Source organism: Candidatus Solirubrobacter pratensis, from assembly GCF_000425945.1.
Classification (GTDB): Bacteria; Actinomycetota; Thermoleophilia; order Solirubrobacterales; family Solirubrobacteraceae; genus Solirubrobacter; species Solirubrobacter pratensis.
The window spans coordinates 188,246-208,900 of sequence record NZ_AUEK01000012.1; the positions used below are offsets into that span (position 1 = coordinate 188,246).

Sequence of the window (20,655 nt, forward strand, 5' to 3'; positions counted from 1 at the left end):
GGAGTCCTATAGCTCCCATGCTTGATGTAGACGGCGCCCGCGACACGATTCAACTCCTGGGGTGCGTCGACCACGTAGCGATTGCCGTGCTCCTATTGCACAGAAGCACCACAGTTCCTGGCCTGGATGTGCACCGCAGGTCAGTACGGTGGCCGCGCATTATGAGAACGGTGCGGTTGCTGATCCAGCTTGTCCTGCAGCCGCGGCCATCCCGCCCGCTGGGTGCGCGGCCGGCCCGAGCGGCACGACTGCCGATTCGGTGACGATCGGGGGGCGGCGCGCGGTCCTGCTCGACGCCGACCCGTGCATGTGGAATGGCGACAGCGGCTGCACGGACCACAGCCTCGGCGGCCGCGACGGTTCTCTGTGCCTCGACGGCAAGCGCTTGCTCAGCCTGGACGCGGGAGCCGGCGCGCGGCGTGTCAGCGCCAGCGCGGGCGAACGCGGCGATCACCAGTGGATCACCCGGGCCGTCGCAAAGGGACGCATCGAACCCGCTGTGAGACCGCCCACCGCACGCCGATTCTCGATCGCGCTCCCGCGATCGCTCCCCGCCGGCCTGCGCGTGCTGCATGTCGACATCCGCTACGGCGACGACGTCATCACGCCCTACACGCCGTTCAATGACCGATGGGAGACCGGCGACACCCCGCAACGCTTCAAGCGCGGCATCTACGCGATCCGGATCCGCACGGCTCCGGTCGGCGAGTGCCGACCGGAGCGCTGACGCACGATTCGACCGTCCATGCCCGGCGCGCCACGACGCCGCCCCACACGCGATCGTCGCATCCGTGGTGCGTCAAGACGGACGCGCCACGCCCCGTGAACCCGGCACCGTCGTCACTGGCCCGAGCTCGCGGTTTCGTGACCTCACGGCTCGCCGGGCGCAGGCGACCGGATGCGGAGCCGCACCGTGAATCTCCACCGGCGCTTCGTGCGGCGGTAGGCTCGCCACATGTCCGGTCAACTGTCTACTGTGCGGCCGGTCGGGAGCGCCGAGCTCGTGCACGCATTCCCGGTCCAGATGCCGACCGGCGTGACCGTCGCCGACGACGGGCGGCTGTTCGTGTGTTATCCGCGCTGGGGCGACCCGGTCGACTTCACCGTCGCCGAGCTTCGCGACGGCGGGGAGCGCGCCTACCCGAGCGCGGAGTTGAACGGCTTGGACAAGGAGCGTCCTGGTGACTGCTTGGTCTCAGTCCAGAGCGTCGTCGTCGATCCGAGCGGTCGGCTCTGGCTGCTCGACACTGGCGCGACCGAGTTCGGCCCCGCAATCCCGCACGGGCCGAAGCTGGTGTGCGTCGATCCGGCGTCAGACGAGGTCGTGCAGACGATTCGGTTCTCCTCCGACGTCGCGCTCGAAACGACCTACCTCAATGACATCCGGTTCGACCTGCGGCGCGGCGATGCCGGTATGGCGTTCATCACGGATTCCGGTGTGGGCCTGGGACCCACGGGACTGATCGTCGTCGATCTGGCCTCCGGGCGGAGCTGGCGCAAGCTCACCGGCCATCCGGCGATGCTGCCCGTGGACGGCTTCTTGGCGATCATCGAGGGCCGCCCGCTGCCGCTCGGCATAGGGGTCGACGGGATCGCGATATCCGCCGACGGCGACCGTCTCTTCGTTTGTCCGCTGGCGAGCCGTCGCCTGCTCAGTGTGTCCGTCGATGCGCTCGCGAACGAGGACGCCGATGACGATGAGGTCGCGGCGACGCTCGAAGACCACGGAGAGAAGGGCGCGTCCGACGGCCTCGAGTCCGACGCGGACGGGCGGGTCTACGCGAGCAACTACGAGCACGGAGCCATCCTCGTCCGCCAGCCCGGCGGCGAGTGGGAGACGCTCGTCCACCGCGAAGATCTCCTGTTCGTCGACACGCTTGCCGTCGCTGCCGACGGGCACATCTACTACACCGTCAACCAGGTTCATCGCCAACCCGCGTTCCAAGGCGGCAACGACTTGCGCGAACGGCCCTACGCTCTCATGCGAACGCCGATCCAGGGCGCGCCGGTGCGGCTGCGTCGCTGATCGAGACGACCTCGGGAGGGATCATCAGAAACCAGGCGGTTCTGCGCCTCGCCTCCGTGCAACGCGACCACTGCCCGGAATCGCGACCAGGCCGTCGGTGTGGTGCTCTAGGACGGTTGCGGCACGCCGATCTACCGCGTCGCACGCCGGCCGTTGTCGGAGACGCCGCCGCTCCTTCAAGGCGAGCAGCGCGCTAGTGCTGGAGTTACACGGCAAGCCGAGTGTCGAGTTGCATCGAAGTGGAGACGCTGTTTCAGCGCGATGGCCCAATGGGCCGCAGACGCTCGAGGCGCTCAGCGAGCGCCGGATCGTCGATCACTGCGCGAGAGATCCAATACTTGAATGCCGCGTCACGGCCGCTGCGTGCTACCTCGACGGCAACACGGAAGAGCGACCAGTCTCCTGCGAGTTCGCGGTCGCGCAGTTGCTGCAAGGCACCGACGTAGTGGCCGACGACTGCCTCGGCGTCCGCCGACCGGCTCCAGTGGTCCGGTGGACACCGAAGGCCATGGGTTGTCAGCATCGAGTCCATCATGACGCGAGGGCCCCGGAGGAAATCGATCGGGGCCCCTGGGTTGTTCTGTTTCGGCGGCGCCAGCCAGATGTCGATGTCCCCGCGACCACCGTCGACACTCACGGCGACGCGGCCACGGCCGCTGCTGTAGTCCAGGCGAATACGCATCCCTTGCGGGTCCCGTCCAACCGGCGCGTACCCATCGTGTTCGAGCCAGACAAGCCGGTCGATGATGAGGTTGAGGAGCCGCTCGCTCCGTTCCGGACCCATGCCCGCTTCAGGCTAGGGGACCGCGCTCTTCCTGTCGCGTTGAGGCATGAGGAGTAGCGCGCGCCGCGCCCGTGAGCCACTCCTCCCAGGCGATAGCGAAAGCGAGGGTCGAGCGTTGTGGGCCTGCTCGTCGCGGGGTAGCGTAGGCACTACCCGACCGAGAGAGGAGCGGCAATGGCGGTCACGGGCTCGCAGAAGGAAGAGATCACCCGCACGGTCGATCTCTACGTCGAAGGCGTGCGCAACGGCGACGCCGCGAAGCTGCGCGAGGCGTTCCACCCACAAGCATGGATGTTCGGCAGCGTCGCGGGGACGCGCTATGACGAGCCGATCGGCGAGCTGATCGCGCTGGTCGAGGAGCACCCCGCCGACGTCGACGGCAGCTTCCAGGGACGCGTTGTCTCCGTCGAGCAGGTCGGCGACGCGGCCTTCGCCGTACTGGAGGAGCAGGGCTTCTGGGGCACCTTGTCCATGACGGACTTCTTCACCCTCGCGCAGATCGATGGCAGATGGACGATCGTCAACAAGACGTTTGCCCACACCGGAGGTGAGCCGCCGGAGATGTAACGAGCCCCAGGACGCGGCTGGCGCACAAGAACGCCTGACTCGGCATATCACCCGCCGACCGTTTCAGTGGGGCAGGAGTTCAGCTCCGGGCTCAGCCGCGCGCACTCCCGAGTGTACGAACCTCGGGAAGCGGCGGATGAGCCGCCCGATAGCAAGCAGCGCTGCCGCTTCGAGGCGTAGGCAATAGCAGCAGCGCGCAATCTCCGTCTACGCGCCATCGCTTGCGCGAGAAGCGATAGGCGCGCGTGTGGTGCTTCAGGACGGAAGCGCTACGCCCGGGAGGGCGAGCTAGCGAGGACCTGCGCGCGCACGTCGCCGGCGTAGGTAAAGGCGATGTGGTGGCGCACGCGGATCCGCTCGCGGTCCGGCGTCAGCGTCCACGTCTCCCACCATTCGAGCTCGAACGGCGGGTGATGGCGCGGGTTCGCGCGCTCGACGCCGGAGACCCAGAATGTGTGAGGCCGGCCCGGGTCGGCGCGCATCTCGAGGAATCCGATCAGTTCGAGGCCGAGTAGCTTCTGCACCGCGCGAGCGCGAACGAAGTAGCGGTCCAGCGACAATGGGTTCTTGTCGTTGCGCGGGAATGTCGCGTCGTCGGTGTAGAGCGCGCGATAGGCGTCCCAATCACGGGCCGCCGTCATCCGCTCCGCGACCGCCAGCTCAACCGGCTCGGCGCCGGGCGGCGGTCCGGCGGTCGGATCGACCTCTCGCGTCGCCGCGCGCAGCAGCTTCCGGGGAGCAGTTCGCGGCACGTAGACCTTGCAGAACCCCAGCCAGGGCAACACGATGGCGACGAGGTAGGCCAGCCAGACGCTGACGCCGAGCACGATCGAACCGGCGACAACCGCGCCGCAATACGCGAACGGAATGATCCACCTCAACATTGAGGCGCGGAAGTATCCCAAGTCGGAGAGCGTCTCGGTAGCAACCCGACCTACGGACAGGTTCAGGCAGTCGACTCGTACTCGGAAGCCCCAAGGCCGCATCAGACGCGTCGGCGCGCGGCCTTGCTGCAAGACGGCGACATCCGGCGACGCTCCCTGCGTGGTGCTTCGGTTGAGTCACACCGCACGTGCATTCCGGACCAACGGTCGCCGATGGGTCAACGGAAGCGATAGTCCGCTCCGACACCGACGACGCGACGGAGCTGTGGAAGACTCACCTTGATGGCGATCACCGGCGTTCACACGATCCTGTACACCGATGACGAGCCGCCGACCGGGCCTTCTTCGCCGACGTCCTGGGACTGACGTCGGTCGACGCCGGCGACGGTTGGCTCATCTTCGCGCTCCCCCCGGCGGAGCTGGCCACGCACCCGGCGTCGGCGGATGGCGGCGGCTATGAGCTCTATCTGATGTGCGACAACATCAAGGCCACCGTACGCGAGCTCGAAGCCAAGGGCGTCGAGCTCAGCGGCGGCGTGACGCAGCAGCGCTGGGGGCTCATCACCACCATCGACCTGCCCGGCGGCGGCCGACTCGGGCTCTATGAGCCGCTGCACGCGAGCCCGCTGGTACCCCCGAGCTGAGCAAGCCTTCTGCGCCATGTCGGGCGAGCCCGACATGGCGTTCCGCGCGCGGTGCTTGACCAGGTTCGATCCGCTTCGAGACGACACGCAGCAGTCGCCGTGCGTCCTCGGCCCCCTGTCGGAATTCAAGAGATGCCACGCCAGTCGCAAGCGTGGTGCTTCAGGACGAACGGATGACGACCTGGCGCAGCGACGAGATCAACGCCGCTCGCTTCAGGCGAAGGCGGAAGTGACGGCGGAGGTCCCTGCCGGCAATACGCGACGGACGATCACTGACCGCGAACGCTTCGAGTGCGGCGATACTGCGTCGTGTGATCGACATAGTGCCCGTCGAGCTGCTGGGAGGGTTCAACGCGTTCCGGCGGGCGGCCGAGCGTGACGACGGCGCTCCGCCGACGGTGGTGCGCTCAGTGGCGTTGGCCGAGCCGTCTTGGGGGCTCAACGCAACCCAGCGCTAAGCCGCGCGGTGCGCACCGCCTGTCCGGCACGGCGGTTCTTCTTGGTGCCGGGTGACGGTGTGCTCGGCTTCTACGAGCAAGCAGGCGCTGGCGCCGTCCTAAGCATCGACAGGGCCGTCAGCGGCGAGAGCGTCGGTTCGGCCTTTCGAGGGACCGGGCGGCTTGAGGTCTGGGGTCTGCTACCCGACGGCGCCGATCGGGTGACCATCACCCGCCGCAACGGCCAGACCATCGAGGCCTCGGTATCTGACCACGTCTACGCGGTGATCATCGAGGCTCGCACCGCCGACACGCTGCCAGCGAACGTCCGGTATCTCCTCAATGACGGCGCGCGGATCAACCCGGTGCCAGGCGCCGACGAGGAGTTCCTGACGCTATGGAGCCCGCTCCAGCGCTGAGTCGCCCGTTCCGACGTACGACCGCTTCCGAGGTACGAGCGGCACTGCCGGTGCCAGGCGGAAGCAGCAGCGCGATCGACATCGACGGGGCGACATTGGTCACTGGACGAGTTCGAGGTCGAGCCGCTCCGGCGGCTCGCCGTTCCCCTCCACCGTTACCGAGAAGGTGCCGCACTCAGCGACGGCCGCCTAGACTCGGTCCTGCGCCGCGAGCTCGAAGCCATGCCGGTGCCCGAGCACGGTTCCGGCGATCGGCCGCACCGCAACTGTCGCCTCGTCGACGCCGAGCTCATGTGCGACCTCCCCCGCAGCGGGCGCGAACGGACCCCAGTCGGTGATCACCACGCGCCACCCGCCGGCCTCGAACACCAAGGTCCCACCGCCCCACTGCGTTAGCCGTGGACCGGACCGGGCCTGAGTTGGCCACAACCGCGGCACGCCGTCGTACGGCACGACGTGTTGAAAAACGTCGCCGTCGATATCTCGATAGGCGATCTCAGGCTCTTGGCGCAGCGTGCGCAGAGTCGTCTTGCAGATCCAGTAGCCGTTCGCGGCTACCAGCTCCCCGTCGACGCCTACCACCCCGACCGCGCCGGGTGGGAGTCGTCCGGCCAGCACGACCGGGTCGGCTGCGAGGTCCGTGCAGAGAGCCACCGACCAGACCTCGTCGCTGTACCCGACGCTGCCGCAAGCCTCGACCGCGCCCTCGGCGCCGCGCCACACCGCCGCGACGCGGTACTCGTCAATGCGCACCGAGACGAGCACATCGAGCCCGGCCAGCGGGTCCGCCGGCGTATCACCGGGCCGACCGCCCTGGCGCGCGAGCTGCTCCTCCAAAGGCATCAGCATCGACTCGTACACGAGCACGGGCTGCTCGATCAGCTCGTGCGTCCGACGCGCCAACGCGAGATAGAAGCGCTCCACAGGCTCCCACTCCGCGCCATCCGCGACACGGGCCCGCAAGACCCTGATCGCCTCGCCGTCGCCATCGAGCATGCCAAGCTCGTCCATCGTGTCGCCGTTGATCCCGAGCGGCGGCTCAAGGTCGGGCAGTCCCCAGGCCACGGCCGACAGGGACTCTCCGTCCGGATAGAGCATCAGGCCCACGCACCCACGGCGATCCAGCGCGGTGACACTCGCGGCGACTTCGGCGACCGCCGCCTCGATCAGCGCGTCCTCGTCCACTCCGCCAGTGTCTCAACCCGTTCCCACGGAACGCCGCAGCAACCGTCTGCCCGCTCAGAGTCTCGAAGTCCCCGTTTCGTACCACCAGGTATCTCGTCCGGTTTCGCTCAGGATCGGGCTTGTGCCGCTCGTTCCGCAGCCTCATCGAGCGTCTGGCTAACGGTCGACCACGACGCGCTGCCTTGTGCCGCTGACCTCCGAAGCCACATCGCCCGGCTATATGGGCGCGTCCCGCCACGCTTCAGCCTGCCACTCCGAGCGCACCAGCGGGCGGTGCGATGACGTCGCGCTCACAAGGAGGGGGGCGCACTATCTCGGTCCGGTGTCGGTCCGGGCCTGCGCGCAGCCTCGATCTGGGATCGCGCGCGCCAAGGCTTGCGGGCACGGGATCGATGACGCCCCGTCAAGGACGACCGCCGGGACCACAACCTGTAGAATCGCAATTCCGTCCTCGCGGATTTGGCTCTGTAGAGCCAAATCTCGTCGGGTTGGATCGAGTTTGTTCGGCTCAGCGAGCGATGGCTTACCGCCTGCCACGCTGAGTCGCGTGGTCGAGCTCATAGGCGATTTCGCGCGGCATCGCCGCGGCTTCCCTCTGCCGTCCGTCCGACCACTCCTCCAGGAGCGATCGCAGCTGGCCCTCGAGCGCCGCGATGAAGCGACGCGCCAGCTGATCGCCCTCAGGCGTCAGGGCGATCACGGACGAACGCCGATCGCGTTTGTCGCTACGTCGCTCGACCCACCCGCGCGAGACTGCCCGGTCGACGTGATGGGTCACGTTGGTCCGGTCGCAGCGCAAAATCTGTGCAAGACGGCCTACGGCCGTCGGCTGCATCGCGGCACAGCGGTCGGCAGGCGGTGCCAACGCTCGCGAGATCCACCCGGACGCGCCCCGGCGCAGCACGCTTCCAGCTGCCGGACTGGCTCTTGCCCTGGCTGAGCGTCCTCGCGGTGCTGGTGCTCTTCGACGTGCTGCCGCGCATCGGCGTCCTCCCCAGCCGGCACTTCCCGCCGATCTCGAGGACGCTGGGCACGGTCGGCGACCAACTGTCCCAGTCGAGCTTCTGGGGAGCCGTCGGCAGCACCCTCGAAGGCTGGGCGCTGGGCCTCGCGGTCGCCGCGGCGCTTCCGCTCGGGATCATCATCGGCTCGAGCAGGCTGCTCTACCGGTCGGTGCGTGCCGTCGTCGAGTTCCTGAGGCCCATACCATCGGTCGCGCTGATCCCGCTTGCGATCCTCGTCTACGGGAGCGGCCTCGAGAGCACCGTCTTCCTCGCCGCGTTCGCCTCCTTCTGGCAGCTCATCGTGCAGGTGCTCTACGGGGTCCAGGACGTGGATCCCGTGGCGACCGACACCGCCCGCTCGTTCGGGTTCTCGCGGGCGCAGCGCCTTCTGCGCGTGACGCTTCCCAGCTCCGTGCCCTACATCGCCACCGGCCTGCGCATCGCCTCCGCCGTGTCGCTGATACTCACCGTCACGGCCGAGCTCGTGATCGGCTCGTCGGGGCTCGGCAGGGCGATCACCGAGGCGCGCTCGGGCGGTGACGTGCAGCTCATGTACGCGCTCATCATCACCACAGGGGTGCTCGGGCTGATCCTCAACATGACCTTCGTCAAGGCCGAGTGGCGCGCGCTCCACTGGCATCACTCGCAACGCGAGTCACGGGGCGCCGCAGGATGAGCGCTCGTCGCGAGCGACTGTTGGCGACCGGGCTCGAGATCGCGGTGCCGCTGGCCCTCCTTGTCCTGTGGGGCCTGCTGTCGGCCGGCAGCAAGATCTATTACTTCCCGCCCCTCACGGACATCTTCGCAGCGTTCAAGGACAACTGGCTGTTCAGCCGGGTGCACAGCGACGTCGTGCCGAGCCTGACGCGCATGTTCGCCGGCTTCCGGATCGCCGTCGTGGCCGGCGTCGGGGCACACGGCAATCGGCGTCAACCGGCGACGGGGTCGAGCCGGCGACCGGTGCCGTGCGGATGTGGTCGGCCATGACTTCGGGGCCGTCGTCGCGTGAGTGCTCGCCGCGCTGCACCCGGCGCGGGTCGGCCGCCTGGTCGCGATGCCCTGTCGGTCATCCCGGCACCGCACAACGCATGACCAACTCGGCCGAGTTCGTCACCGGGCCGTGACGCTTCCAGCGGTGGACGGCGCCAGCCATTGGATGCAGCTCGACCAGCCGGATCGCATCAACGACGCTGCTGCTCGACTTCCTCGCGAACTGCCGCTGACGCACGGCACAACCGGTCCGTGCGGTGACCGCGGATCGCATGAGCGCGTCCAGGTTGCCACACCGATAAGCAAGACCATAACATTTCGCGCGAGTATGTTGCGGCGGGCAGGGGACACTCAGGGCTGGGGCGGGAGCTACGTCGTCGCAGTTCTTGCGGTCGTGTTCGCGTGCGGCAGCTGTGTCGTGCCGGCCGCAGCGACCGCACGGCACGCGCACGGTCGCACCACTAAGCATCTGCACCGCCATCGGCTGCGAGTGTGGGCCACCGATCGTGGGCCCCGAGGTCGGCTACGGCTCGTGGATCCTCAGGCGCGCAGCGAGGCCGTTCCGCGTGACGTGCCGGCGGTCCGCCGGCCGCCGCTCTCGCCCGTCCAGATGCGATCCCCGGTCGCAGACCGCGCGCTCGCCTCGAGCGAGCGCCGCGCACGGCCGCGGGCTCCGCCGCACTCGAGCCAGCGCGAGGCCGCCGCGTGACGGCGAGCGCGCGACCGCTCATCCCGCTCGATGGGAGCGCCGCGGCGTACCGCGGCCTCGTCCGGATCTTCGAAAGCGATCCAGACCTCCTGCAGGGCGTCGACGCCTCCGTCGCCGCCCGCCTGCGACGCCGCGTCGTCGTCGAGAGCTGGGGCCTCGAGCTCGCCGGTCGGCCGCCGGGCGGCCGCGAGCTCGACGGCATCGTCGCCGTGATGCTCCTGGAGGGAGTCCTTGCGCGGCGGGTCAGCCTCGCCGACCGCAACAGCCTCGAGCTCTTCGGCGCCGGGGACCCGCTGCCGCTGCTGGCGTCGCCGGACCCGGATCCGTGGCGACGCACCTGGACGGTGCTCGAACCCGCCCGGCTCGCAATGCTCGGCGACGAGTTCTACGCCGTCGCGGCGCGCGTCCCATCGGTGCTGCGGGTCCTCGAACTGCGCGCCCAGCAGCGGGCCGACGCGCTTGCGCAGCGCTTGGCGATCGCGCAGATGCCCCGGCTGCATGACCGGCTGCTCGCGGTGTTCGGACAACTCGCGGACCGCTGGGGCCACGTGGTGAGCGACGGCACGCGAATCGACCTGCGCCTTTCGCACTCGATGCTTGCCGAGCTCGTCTGCGCGCAGCGCCCCTCGGTGTCGCTCGCCCTCCGCGAGCTATGCCGCGACGGCTCGCTGCACCGCAGCCCGAACGGGTGCTGGTGCCTCCCCCATGCGGCCACGGTCGTGGACGCACGTCAGACGACCGCCGGCCGGGCGCCATCGATGACGTTGGCGCCGCTGCCCTCGAGCGCGTCCTCGAGCGCGGCAGTTCCCTCCTTGCGCGCGAATGCCGCCTCGGCTGAAGTGATCGGTACGAGCCAGAGGAACCGGACGAGGCCGTCCGCGGTCTCGAGCCATTCGAAGTTGGGGCCGTACGGCAGCGGCTTGGAGACCAGCAAGTGATCGGCGGCCGAGCCTTCGAGCCACGGCCGCCCGATGTCGACGATCGCAGCCTCGGTCAGCCCGTAGCGCGGGTCGGCGTGGAAGTACGTCACCATCGCGAGCGTCTCGACATGCCGCGGCGTCTCCTCCGGTGACAGGATCAGGAACTCCACGCGCTCGCCATCGCGTTCGACCTCCGAGGCCCCGAGCGACACGTACGCCCACGGCTCGTCCGGCGTGGCCGCGGAGTAGCGGGCGACGCGAAATTGCGGCAGTTCGCTCCCGATGGGTCCCAGCGTCCACGAGAACTCCTCGCGCGCGCTCGCGGGGAACCACGCATCGACGTGCGCGCGCAGCTGCGATGGGGTCCCGGCCATCAGGGCAATCTAACCGCCGAACAGGTACGCGAGCAGCCTCGAAAGGCGGCTGAGCTCCGCTCCCTGGCTTCGCTGGCAGCTCAGGCACATCGCGCCGTCGAACGCCTCCTCGCTGCGAGCGTAGGCCCTCCGCTGGGCGTCGGTCATGGCGTGCCCGGCGCGCAGGTAGTAGTGCAGTAGCAGCGGGGGCGAATGCTCGGGCACCGGCTGCGTCGCCGTGCCGCTTCGCATCGTGCGCCCGCAGCCCGGGCAGTTCTGGCCCTCGGCCTTGCCGCGGATCGCACGGCCGGCTGAGCTGTTGGTCTGGGCACCGCCGTACTGCGCCCGGCGGTCATAGCGGACGATCGGTCCGGTCGCCTGACGGACCGCCGTCGCCTCCTTGCCCACCGCGCCTTCCAGCCCCCGCGCGGCGGACTTCAGCCCCTTGCCGGCGGCGGCCGACTCCGGACCGACGTCCGGCACACCCTCGAGGCCGATGGCGACGTCCCCGAGCGTGTTGAGCATCGAGATCGCCACACCGGCGGCCGCGTCGACGAGCGCATTGCCCCGTTCGCGCTCGGACGTCATCGGGGTGTCGATCTCGGGCAGCGTGAACGGCTTGCCGTTCGCCGCCCGCGCGTAGTGGCCCGCGGCGTCGTAGATCGGGGTCCGCGGCCGCCCGTTGTTCGGATCGGTGGTCGCCGTCGTCCAGCCGCCGTAGTAGGGACGCGCCGCCTTGGCGAGGCCCCGGACCCGAGCCCGCGCATACGCGCGCGCGGCCTTGACGTCGCCGTCGAAGATCGGCATGTGGCCGTCGTCCTCGACGAACGAGATCGGGTTTCCGCCGGCGAGGCTGTACGGGTTGGCGGTCAGGGGATCGCTCGTCAGGTCGAGCTGGCCGAGCGGGTCCTCGTACATGTCCCGCTGGGCGAACTGGCGGAGGTCGGGCGAGAACTGCCGAGCGCCCATGTCGAGCAGGCCGCTGCCCGGGTCCTGCCGCTTGGCCTCGTAGCGGTACGGGTTGGTCGGCTTGTTGGGCGCCGCCGGCTGCGCGGGATTGTCGGCGTCGCGCTCGCTGGTCAGGTCCTTGTCGTCGTCGCCATAGGCCTGGTAGCCGTAGGCGGCGCGAGCGGAGCCGGCCCCGTCCAGCAAGAGCGAGACGCTGCCGTGGACGTCGTAGCCGTAGCTGAAGACCTGCGGTGACGACGCGCCGTTCTGGGTGGTGAGCTCGACGCGGTCCCCGTTGGCGTCGTAGGAGTAGTCCTTCGTCCGCGGGTCGCCGCCGCCCGCGTCCGCGGCGTCCTCGCGCGTGACCTCGTCGGCGAGGCCGAGGTAGGTGTAGGAAGTCGTGCGACTCGGGCCGGTCCCGTGCCGCTCGACCTTCTGCGCAGGCCGGTCGAGCGGGTCGTACGTCCACGTCGTCTCGCCGTTCTTGATGTCGTCCAGCGTGTCGGCGGGATCCCACTTCGCCGCCCTGAGCAGGCGGTTGAGCCGGTCGTAGCGGTAGTGCTCGAGGACGTTCGGCGAGCGGCTGTCCCCGTCCCAGCTGTCGCAGTCGGACTGCGTGCCCGCGCCCGTGGTGGCGCACGTGAGGTTGCCGTCGGCGTCGTGGTAATAGCGACGCTGGACGTTCCCATCCTTGTCACTGACCGTCGTGAGCTGGTTGGCGTCGTAGTCGTAGGTCGCGGCCAGCGGCGGCGGATCGGTGTCGCCCTGGTAGAACCGGACCACGTTGCCGGGAGCATCGAGGTCGTACTTCGTGTATCGGCTGCCGGTTCCGTAATCCTTGGTCTCGCCGGTGAGGCGGTCGCGCCCGTCGTACGCGTACGTGCGGGTGCAGTCGCTGGTGCGGCACGGCTTGCTCGAGTCGGGCCCGTCGAGCCGGAAGACGTCCTTCGTACGGTTCCCGTCGATGTAACGCCCGTCCGTGTCCAGGTAGGAGACCGTGTGCTGCTCCTTGACGGCCCCGGAGCCGTTCTTCGTGATCAGCGACTCGACGTCGCCGTTCTGGAAGTAGGTCCACGCCGTGCTCTGCGTCGTTGTCCAGTCCCCGGACGAGAGCTTCTGCAGCGTGCGCGACTTGGGCCATCCCGGCGCGAACGACTCGTAGAGGATCTGCCGGTCGTCACCGGTGGCCGAGGCGGAGGAGTCCTTGCCGTGGTCGAGCTGGAGGGTGAGGCGGTCGGCGCCGTCGTAGGTGAACTCGTTCGAGCGGCCGCCCGACAGTCCGCCGGCGGCGTCCTCGTGCCCGTTCTCCAGGCGCGACAGGAGGTTGTCGTTGTCGTCGTAGGCAAGCGTCGTGACCTTCCAGGTGGACTGGTCATCGCGCCGCTCGCGCGTCCGTGTGAGCCGGTCGAAGCCGTCGTAGCCCGCCGTCACGTGCAGCGGTTGCTGGCCCGCGTCCCCGATGCCGTGGTCGGAGTCGGCGCTCTGGAGCTGGTTGTCGGCATCGTATGTGTACGTGGTCCGAGTGCCGTCGCGCGCGGTCTCGGACTGGAGCATCCCGTCCGGGAAGTACGCCCAGCTCGAGTGCCGCTCAGCGCCGTCGCCGAGACGCGCGACGCGCGTCTGCTGCCAGCCCTGCGGCGAGTACCCGTAGGTCACGTTCTGACGCCCAGGCTCGTTGTCGAGGTGCAGCCAGCCGGCGTCCCAGTAGTCGTACGTGCTGCTGTCGTCGGCGGTCAGCGCTGAGGCGCTCGTCTTCGTCGTGGGCAGCGAGAGCAGTGCCAGCCGGCCGTTGCGGTCGTAGTCGCGGTGGACGTACGTGGGCGTCTCCTGCGCGCTGTGCGGGAGGTCGACACGCGTGAGCTGGTCGTTCTCGTCGTACTCGTAGGTCGTGAGGTAGTCGTTCGGCGTGCCACCGCCGGCGGCGTCGAACGCCCGCGGGCTGATCTCCTGGTGGAGGTTGCCCGCGGGGTCGTAGACGTACTGCGTGGTCAGGACGCGGCCGGTCTGGAACGGCTGCTCGTCCTTGACGAGCTGGTCGCGCTGGTTGTAGGTGAGCCGCGCGGGCGTCGCGAGTTGCTGCTCGTCCGTGTACGCCGAGACATTGTCGTCGGTGTCGTAGCGCCACGTGCGCACGTTGCCGCCGCCGTCGGTCCGCTTCAGCAGACGGTGGGCGAGGTCGTAGTCGAACTTGGTCGTGTACTGCGCGTCCGCGTACGGCGAGCACGTGACGTCGGCCGGGCCTGCCTTCGGCCGCGTGACCGAGCGCAGATCGCCGGCGATGTCGTAGCAGTACTGCGTCCTCAAGGTCCGGCTGATCGAGCCCGATCCGTCGTAGTCGTACCGCTTCTCGCTGACGACGCGGTCGAGCGCGTCGTAGCCGAGGATCGTCGAGAAGTCCTTGTCCGGCGACGCCGTGGCGACGCCCTTCGGATCGGTGACCTGGATGAGCCGGCCGGCGTCGTCGTAGTCGTACTTCGTGCGCTCGCCTGCCGGGTCCGCGCTCGTGTCCGGCCCCGTGTCGAGCGTGACACGGTCCATCGCGTCGTACATGTGCGTGGTCGTGTCGCCCCGGCCGGTGTCCTGGCGGCCCTCGTGCGGGGCGACCTCGCTGAGGACGTTGTCGTTCGCGTCGAAGTCGGCGTCGGACCACAGCAGGATCCCACGTTCGAGGCGCGTCGACTTCGGGGCGCTCTGGCGCCCGAGGCGGTGGAAGGCGTCGTAGTAGAAGTAGCTGCGGTACTCGTGCGGGTCGACGCCGCTCTCGTTCGAGTGCTCGGCATCCTGCACCCACTGGAGCAGGCCGTCGGCGTCGTATCCGAGCCGAGTGACGTAGTCGAAGCCGGGAGTCGCGCGCCGGGCGACGCTGCGCGGATCGCGGACCACGGTCGGCAGGCCGTTCGCGTCGTAGGCCTCGAACGCCGTCGCGTGCCCGTTGGGGTCGGTCACGCGCGCGACCGTGCCGTCCGGGTTGTAGTCGTAGGTCGTGACCTTGCCCGACGCGCGGTTCTCGGGGTCGAGGACGGTGTGCAGATTGCCCTTGGCGTCGTACGTGAAGTCGTACTGGTAGTCGTCGGCCGGCGAGGCGGTGGCCATCCCGGCGGGGCTCGTCGTCGTGGCCAGCCGGCTGATGTGCGCGACCTGCCGTCCGGTCTGCCAGCGGCCCGGCGCATCTCCGCCGTCGACGGCGGGATGGTCGTAGGTGAGATGCGTCCAGCTCTGCTCCAGCGCAGGCTGGATCTGGTTGACGCGCTTGACGTCGGTGATGTACCCGTTGTCGTCGTAGTCGTAGGTGGTGTACGCGCCGCTCGGCTCGGTGAGTTGGTGCACCATCCGGTCGGCGGTCCAGCTGACGGCGACGACATCGTTGTTCGGGTTGGTCAGTGACGTCAACTTCCCGTCGGCGTCGTATGCGTACTTGCTGACGCGCGCGAGCGGCGCGGTCTGCGTCGTCACGCGGTTGGTCGTGTCGTATGCCCACGTGGTCCGGGTGCCATCGCGCGCGGTCCGCGCGGCGAGCTTCCAGCGGTCCTGTCCCGTCGTCGGGCCGTTGTAGTCGAACGTGGTCTCGTGGCCGCGCGGGTCGGCGACGCTGAAGAGCCGCGTCGACTCGTTCGGCGTCTTCGGGTCCGGGTCGACGCGCTGCGCGGCGACGGCGATCGCCGGCCCGCTACCCGCCGAGTCGGTGTAGGTGAAGACGAACGACCGGTCCGGCAGGGGCGAGCCGTCCGCCTTCGTCCCGCCGGCCTGAGTCAGCCGCAGCAGGTTGCCGTCGTCGTAGTAGCTGAAGCGCAGCGCCTGATCGCCGCCGTGATCGGTGATGCGCTTGATCTGCCCGCGGACGTGAGGTGCCTTGGCGTCCGCCTTCGAGTAGTACTCGATCGTGAAGGCGCGATCGGGCGCAGCGCTCGATCCAGTGCCTGCCGCATCGGTCACCGCGACGATGCGCTTCTTCGGGCCGCCCGGATCCTCACCCGGAGGCGTGTCCTGCAGCGTGAACGTGATCCGGTTGCCGTTGTTGTCCTCGACCGATGTCGGATAGCCGTCCTGGTCGTAGAAGAACGTGGTCTCGTCGGGACGGGTGAACGCCCAGGCGCGCGCCGGGTCGGTGTCCGAGTAGTGGCGGAGGTAGAGGTGGACGCCGGCCGGTTCGGTCCAGTAGACGGTGCCGTCGGCGGCCTGGTGGCCCGTGAAGCGATGCGTGGTGCCGTCGCCGTCGACGATGTCGATGAAGCGGTTGGCGCGGCCGGCGATGTCGTCGGCCTTGTTCGGGTGGATGTCGATCGGAGCGCCGAACCGCGTGAGCGTGGAGATCGAAAGCGAGAAGTTGTTGCCGACGGGCGACCCGCTGCCCTTCTCGAGGCTGTTGTACGTGAGGTCGAGGACCGTCGACAGCCCCCGGCCGGGCTCATCCCACGGCGTCCAGCGCAGGATGCTGTTGCCGTTGGCCACGTTCAGCAGATGCTGCAGCCCTGCGCCGAGCTCGCTGCCCGTGTAGTGGTAGTAGCGCTCGAGCCCGAGCCCGGTCGCGAGGGCCTTGTCGACGATCACGGGGTTCTGCAGCGGCGGCGAGCCCTTGTCCGCGAACCAGGTCCCCGTCGACTGCTCGTAGAGGTCGAGGCGCAGCCGGAACTGCGCGCGGTTGACCCCGTCGGCGAGCGCCGGCGGATCGACCAGCGCACGCACGGTCCGCGCCGCCCCGGGTGCCACGTCGCCGCCGAGCGCGATCGCCGGGCCGTCGGTGGGTGCCGGCGCGCTGCCGGTCGCGTCGAGCGGGTACCAGCGGGCGCGGAGCACGACGTCGTTGCCGCTCAGCGTCGCGGAGGAGCGGTTGGTCACGGTGACGTCGATGCCGGCCTGGTCCTGCGAGCCGGTCGCAGGGTCGTAGACCATCGCGGCAGGGAACGGCGTCGACGTGAGGTCCTGCTGGTAGCGGGTCCCGGTCGCGTTGGCCACCTGAACCGTGGCCGTGGCGGAGGTCGTGACCTGCCCGTCGCCGTCGTAGGCGCGCGTGGTGAGCGCGTGCTGTCCGTCGAAGGCCGGGTTGGCAGGGTCGAGTGTCTTGAGCGTGCCGGCGTACGGGGCGGTGGTGTCCTCGTCGTAGCGGACGCCGTCGACGAGGAACTCGACGCGGCTGACCGACTTGTCGTCGTTCGCGTCGGCGCTCACGGCGACATTGCCGGCGACCGTCGGCGTGCGCCCGCGGCCTACATCGTCGTGGAGCTTGATGGCGGTGGCGCCGAGCGCCTTGTCGTAGACCGCGACGTCGTCGACGGTGATGTCGGTGTCGAGCGTCGCGCCGAGCGCGATCGCCGCGCTCGTGTTGAGCGCGGCGGCACTCCGTGTAGCGGTCGCGGCCTCGACGCCGTTGACGTAGAGCCGCAGCGTCGTGCCGTCGTACGTCCCGGCGAGCGACATCCTCCCCGGCGTGACGGCCGCGCCGGCGGTCACGACGGTCCCCGCCGCATTGATGCTCCACTGGACCCGCTGCGTGCCGACCGCGTCCTTCGTCGCCGCGAGCATCCAACCACCGGCGGACCCCCAGTTGCGCGCGACGATGCGGTCGAACGCGCCCGCCGTCGCGACGCCGGTGTAGGAGACCCACGCCTCGGCGGTCAGCTGGGATCCCAACAGCCCGCTGAGGCCCGAGCTGGCGACTTGACCGTCCTTGTTGCTGTTGCGCAGCAGCACGGCCTTGTCGGCGTCGGACGTGATCAGCCCGGGCTGCGCGAGCGTGTAGCTGTTGCCGTACGCGGCCGTGCGCCCGTTGCCGGAGCTGTCGGCGGCGGTGGTTCCGCCGGCCTCGCCGAGGCGCCAGAACGCCGCGGGGCCGTCGGCGCGGACGACGTCCGCGTACGCGTTCCCTGGCGAGGTCACCTTTGTCGTCGGCGGCGCGGAGTTCGCGACGGTCACGGCGACGCCGCGCGAGGTCGTGACGTTCCCGACGTCGTCGGTGGCGCGCGCGGTCAGGGTGTGCTGGCCGTTCGCCGTGCCGGTCGTGCTCCACGCGGCCGCGAACGGCGCGGTCGTGTCGCTGCCGATCGAGGCGCCGTCCACCAGGAATTCCACCTGGTCGACGCGCCGGTCGTCGGCGGCGGCCGTCGTCACAGTGACGGTCCCTCGTGCAACGTCGCCGTTCTGCGGGGAGGACATGGTCACGGCCGGTGACTCGCTCCGGCTGCCGTCGGCGTAGGTGACGGTGAGCTTCGGACGGTCCGCCGGGTCCCAGGTGTCGTCCGCGGCGACGTAGCCGATCCACCGGCCGAGGACGTCCGGCTCGCTCTCCGCCTTGAGGAGCACGCCGAGGTTGGGCGCGCTGCCGTCGGTCCACTTCTGCACCATCGACGTGACCGAGAACCTGTCGGTCGTAGCGGGAGCCCCCGAGGCGTGCGAGACGGTCGACGCGGCCGACGGATCGAAGTCCGCGCCGTCCGCCGCCCATGGGATCCCGCCGTGCCGGCTGGTCCAGGTGGCGCCGTCGGCGGCGCACGTCCCGACGCCCGTGCCGGCGGCCCAGTCGCCGGTGATCCGGTGCGCCCCGATGGTGATCGCCGCGTCGGCCGTTCCGGTCATCGTCAGCGAGAGCGACGCGCTGCTGACGGTGGCGCCGGCCGGGATCAGGGAGGTGTCGAACTCGAGCAGTGCCCGCTCGAGGATGCCGTCGGAGCCGACGTCGAGCGTGCTCATGGCGCCGAAGGAGCGGCACGCCTCCGACGCAGTCTCGTCCATGTACGGGTTGTGCCGGATATAGGTGTCGATGCCGGAATCCGGACCCGGCTGCAATACGGTCCGCGCCTGACCGCTCGCGGGCAGCGCGACCGTCTGAGCGCTGGAGGCGGCTCCGTTGACGACGACCTTGTACGTGTATGTCGTCGACGGCGCGGCCGTGGTGTCCCTGAAGCTCGTGACCGCGGGGTCCGCGATGCGGGTCAGGAGCGTGCTGCTCGACGGCGTGAAGCCCGTCGAGGTCGAGCGATGCACCTCGTAGCCGCCGAACACGCCGCCGCTCGAGCCGTCCCACCGGGTCCAGGTCAGCTCGGCTCCGTTGGAGTGGACGGTCTGCGGTGCGTCCAACGTGACGGCGTCGGTGCCGTACGTCACGACGATCTGAGGCGTCAGCGACGGGTCGGCGTCCTCGATGTAGGGGCCGCCCGCACCCAGGGGCTCAGTCGAGCGCTTGATGACGAGGCCGTCGTTGGGCTGGGTCCCGGCCAGCCACGCCTTCAGGGTCTCCGTGATGTTCCACGTCAGCCAGTGGTCCTGCTGGTCCGCCGGGAGCGTGGCGGTGCCGAGGGCCGTCGAGTCATAGACGAAAGAGCTCGTCGTGCTGCCCCACGGCTGCGTGAGGCGGTGGACGTCGAACGTGTGGCTGTGCGCGCCGCAGGGCTCGGTCGTGTCGACGCAGACGCCGCCGACGCTGTAGATCTGCAACTGGGCGCCGCTGACCGTCGCGTTGGCCGGGAAGCCACTGAGGTCGAATTGCGTCCCGATCCGGTATGCCTTGGTCGAGCTCGTGCCGAGGTACAGCCACCCGGGGGCCGACGTGGCGCAACGCGAGCAGGCCGCGTCGTAGTTGACGGACGCCCATTCGCCGATCGTGTACGTCGGGTCGATGGTCACCGGGAAGTGGCGGGACGGGCTCCCGAGCCAGCGGCGGTCGACGGCTATGGCGACGTCGTAGCCGTCGCCGGCGCGCTTGACGGTCGTCCGCACGTGGGCGGGGTCGTGCGTGACGCCGCGGTCGGTGGTGCGGGCGTCGCCGACGGTCGCCGGCAGCAGGCGCAGTGCGACCGCGCTGCTCGACGGGGCCTTGAACAGCCACCCGCCGTCGTGCGTCGCAATCGCGCGGAGGTCCGCCGCCCCGCCGAGGTGGAAGACGTAGTTCGAGGGCGCGCGCCGGTCGTGCAGCACAAGCGTCTGCTCGATCCCGGTGGCGGTCGTGCGGTCCACGAGGGTGGCGCCAGGGCGGACGCCGGGGTAGGCGATCGTCGAGCCGCTCACGGTTCCGGCGACGGGCGTGGCACCTCGCAGGATCAGCCCGTACCGCCGCCCCGCGACCGAGAAGGCGGCATGCTCGCCGCTCGCCGCGGCTGCGAACGACGCGTCGAAGCTGGTCCCGCGCGCGCGGAACTGCTTGCCCGGCGGGGCGAACGGATCCGCCGGGAGCGTGGCGAGCTCCGGGCGCAGCCGGGTGTCGATCGCGTGCCAGCCGCGCGCGTCGCGGTAGCGAACCGGTGCCGCGGCGATCTCCTTGCGGAAGCGGCCGCCGCCGAGCGCGAACGTGCGCGACGTCGGCGTACGGAGGGACAGCACCTCGGCGCCCGCCTGGGCGGGGCGCGGGCGTGCCGGCACTCCGTCCGGCGCGCCGGCCGCCACGCACAGCGCGGCGACCGCCGCGGTGACGAGAACGCCGTGGCGCTGCCTGAATCGTCCGGCTGCCGCACCCCTGCGTTCGACGTCACCCATGACCTGCTCCCTCCCCTAGTCCGCCGCCGGGCGCGGAGCTTCCACGAGGACGGGGCGAGCGCGCACGCGCCGGGAAGGCGGCTGACCGCCGGGTGGGTGGGGATGTAAGGCGCCTGCCCGCCGCCCAGGGCCTCCCACTCGGTCGAAGCGCACTTGGCGGCCGCGGCTCACAGGACGGTGCGTTGTATGCATCGACGTCTCGCTCCGTGCTCCGACGATCAGCGATAGCGCCTCGACGGCCCGACAGCGTGCTGCCGCGCCCTCGCACCGAGCCGATCGCTGCCGCCGCGCGGTGAGACGCGACGCTCTATGCGCGACAGCC

General features: G+C 69.9%; 14 protein-coding genes and 1 pseudogene. 8 read left to right on the forward strand and 7 right to left on the reverse strand.

What is annotated here, in order from left to right; genetic code table 11:
- Positions 1 to 148: 148 nt before the first annotated feature.
- On the forward strand, positions 149 to 727 hold the full coding sequence (locus H958_RS0119410) for a hypothetical protein (RefSeq protein WP_156028078.1): 579 nt from the start codon (positions 149 to 151) through the stop codon (positions 725 to 727).
- A 309-nt stretch (positions 728 to 1,036) separates the two neighbouring features.
- The gene (locus H958_RS0119415; RefSeq protein WP_196807442.1) at positions 1,037 to 2,026 is read left to right on the forward strand and encodes an L-dopachrome tautomerase-related protein; all 990 of its coding nucleotides are present in this window, start codon (positions 1,037 to 1,039) and stop codon (positions 2,024 to 2,026) included.
- A 253-nt stretch (positions 2,027 to 2,279) separates the two neighbouring features.
- Here H958_RS0119415 and H958_RS0119420 read toward each other — a convergent pair whose 3' ends face one another.
- Entirely contained in the window at positions 2,280 to 2,810 is a 531-nt protein-coding gene (locus tag H958_RS0119420) for a hypothetical protein (protein WP_028059882.1), read from the reverse strand.
- Positions 2,811 to 2,984: 174 nt separating this feature from the next.
- Between H958_RS0119420 and H958_RS0119425 the strand changes: the two genes are divergently transcribed.
- On the forward strand, positions 2,985 to 3,377 hold the full coding sequence (locus H958_RS0119425; protein ID WP_028059883.1) for a nuclear transport factor 2 family protein: 393 nt from the start codon (positions 2,985 to 2,987) through the stop codon (positions 3,375 to 3,377).
- 269 nt (positions 3,378 to 3,646) lie between these two features.
- Here the strand turns inward: H958_RS0119425 and H958_RS0119430 are convergent, their stop codons facing one another.
- Positions 3,647 to 4,393 (reverse strand): hypothetical protein, encoded by a 747-nt coding sequence (locus tag H958_RS0119430; protein ID WP_156028079.1) that lies wholly within the window; start codon positions 4,391 to 4,393, stop codon positions 3,647 to 3,649.
- A gap of 338 nt (positions 4,394 to 4,731) precedes the next feature.
- Here H958_RS0119430 and H958_RS47710 point away from each other — a divergent pair, with 338 nt between their 5' ends.
- Both H958_RS47710 and H958_RS0119445 read left to right on the forward strand, forming a co-directional pair.
- Complete coding sequence (locus tag H958_RS47710) at positions 4,732 to 4,905, forward strand: VOC family protein (RefSeq protein WP_196807443.1); 174 nt, start codon at positions 4,732 to 4,734, stop codon at positions 4,903 to 4,905.
- A 517-nt stretch (positions 4,906 to 5,422) separates the two neighbouring features.
- Positions 5,423 to 5,761, forward strand: a complete 339-nt coding sequence (locus tag H958_RS0119445; protein ID WP_156028081.1) for a hypothetical protein — start codon at positions 5,423 to 5,425, stop codon at positions 5,759 to 5,761.
- A gap of 189 nt (positions 5,762 to 5,950) precedes the next feature.
- On the opposite strand, the gene H958_RS0119450 is transcribed toward H958_RS0119445, so the two are convergent.
- Entirely contained in the window at positions 5,951 to 6,946 is a 996-nt protein-coding gene (locus H958_RS0119450) for a hypothetical protein (RefSeq protein WP_028059886.1), read from the reverse strand.
- A gap of 523 nt (positions 6,947 to 7,469) precedes the next feature.
- Positions 7,470 to 7,781, reverse strand: coding sequence for a MarR family winged helix-turn-helix transcriptional regulator (locus H958_RS45260; protein WP_081686059.1), 312 nt, complete (start codon positions 7,779 to 7,781; stop codon positions 7,470 to 7,472).
- 92 nt (positions 7,782 to 7,873) lie between these two features.
- Here H958_RS45260 and H958_RS0119460 point away from each other — a divergent pair, with 92 nt between their 5' ends.
- Both H958_RS0119460 and H958_RS0119465 read left to right on the forward strand, forming a co-directional pair.
- A complete protein-coding gene (locus H958_RS0119460) occupies positions 7,874 to 8,626 on the forward strand; it encodes an ABC transporter permease (RefSeq protein WP_196807444.1) in 753 nt (250 codons plus the stop codon).
- Positions 8,627 to 8,646: 20 nt separating this feature from the next.
- Positions 8,647 to 8,937, forward strand: a complete 291-nt coding sequence (locus tag H958_RS0119465) for a hypothetical protein (protein ID WP_028059888.1) — start codon at positions 8,647 to 8,649, stop codon at positions 8,935 to 8,937.
- A 543-nt stretch (positions 8,938 to 9,480) separates the two neighbouring features.
- Here the strand turns inward: H958_RS0119465 and H958_RS0119470 are convergent.
- On the reverse strand, positions 9,481 to 10,197 hold the full coding sequence (locus H958_RS0119470; RefSeq protein ID WP_156028083.1) for a hypothetical protein: 717 nt from the start codon (positions 10,195 to 10,197) through the stop codon (positions 9,481 to 9,483).
- Here H958_RS0119470 and H958_RS49125 point away from each other — a divergent pair.
- Positions 10,135 to 10,266 (forward strand): annotated as a pseudogene (locus H958_RS49125) (hypothetical protein); the annotation flags it as partial. The gene H958_RS0119470 and the pseudogene H958_RS49125 sit on opposite strands and share 63 nt — an antisense overlap.
- 113 nt (positions 10,267 to 10,379) lie before the next feature.
- Here the strand turns inward: H958_RS49125 and H958_RS0119475 are convergent.
- A complete protein-coding gene (locus tag H958_RS0119475) occupies positions 10,380 to 10,943 on the reverse strand; it encodes a suppressor of fused domain protein (protein WP_037410764.1) in 564 nt (187 codons plus the stop codon).
- Positions 10,944 to 10,952: 9 nt separating this feature from the next.
- Positions 10,953 to 20,333 (reverse strand): DNRLRE domain-containing protein, encoded by a 9,381-nt coding sequence (locus H958_RS0119480; RefSeq protein WP_081686060.1) that lies wholly within the window; start codon positions 20,331 to 20,333, stop codon positions 10,953 to 10,955.
- Positions 20,334 to 20,655 lie beyond the last annotated feature (322 nt).

Bases quoted from the DNA above. Each gene is read 5' to 3' on its own strand.
- H958_RS0119420 (WP_028059882.1), bottom strand. From the start codon at position 2,810: ATGGGTCCGGAACGGAGCGAGCGGCTCCTCAACCTCATCATCGACCGG.
- H958_RS0119425 (WP_028059883.1), top strand. From the start codon at position 2,985: ATGGCGGTCACGGGCTCGCAGAAGGAAGAGATCACCCGCACGGTCGAT.
- H958_RS47710 (WP_196807443.1), top strand. From the start codon at position 4,732: ATGTGCGACAACATCAAGGCCACCGTACGCGAGCTCGAAGCCAAGGGC.
- H958_RS45260 (WP_081686059.1), bottom strand. From the start codon at position 7,781: ATGCAGCCGACGGCCGTAGGCCGTCTTGCACAGATTTTGCGCTGCGAC.
- H958_RS0119475 (WP_037410764.1), bottom strand. From the start codon at position 10,943: ATGGCCGGGACCCCATCGCAGCTGCGCGCGCACGTCGATGCGTGGTTC.
- H958_RS0119480 (WP_081686060.1), bottom strand. From the start codon at position 20,333: ATGGGTGACGTCGAACGCAGGGGTGCGGCAGCCGGACGATTCAGGCAG.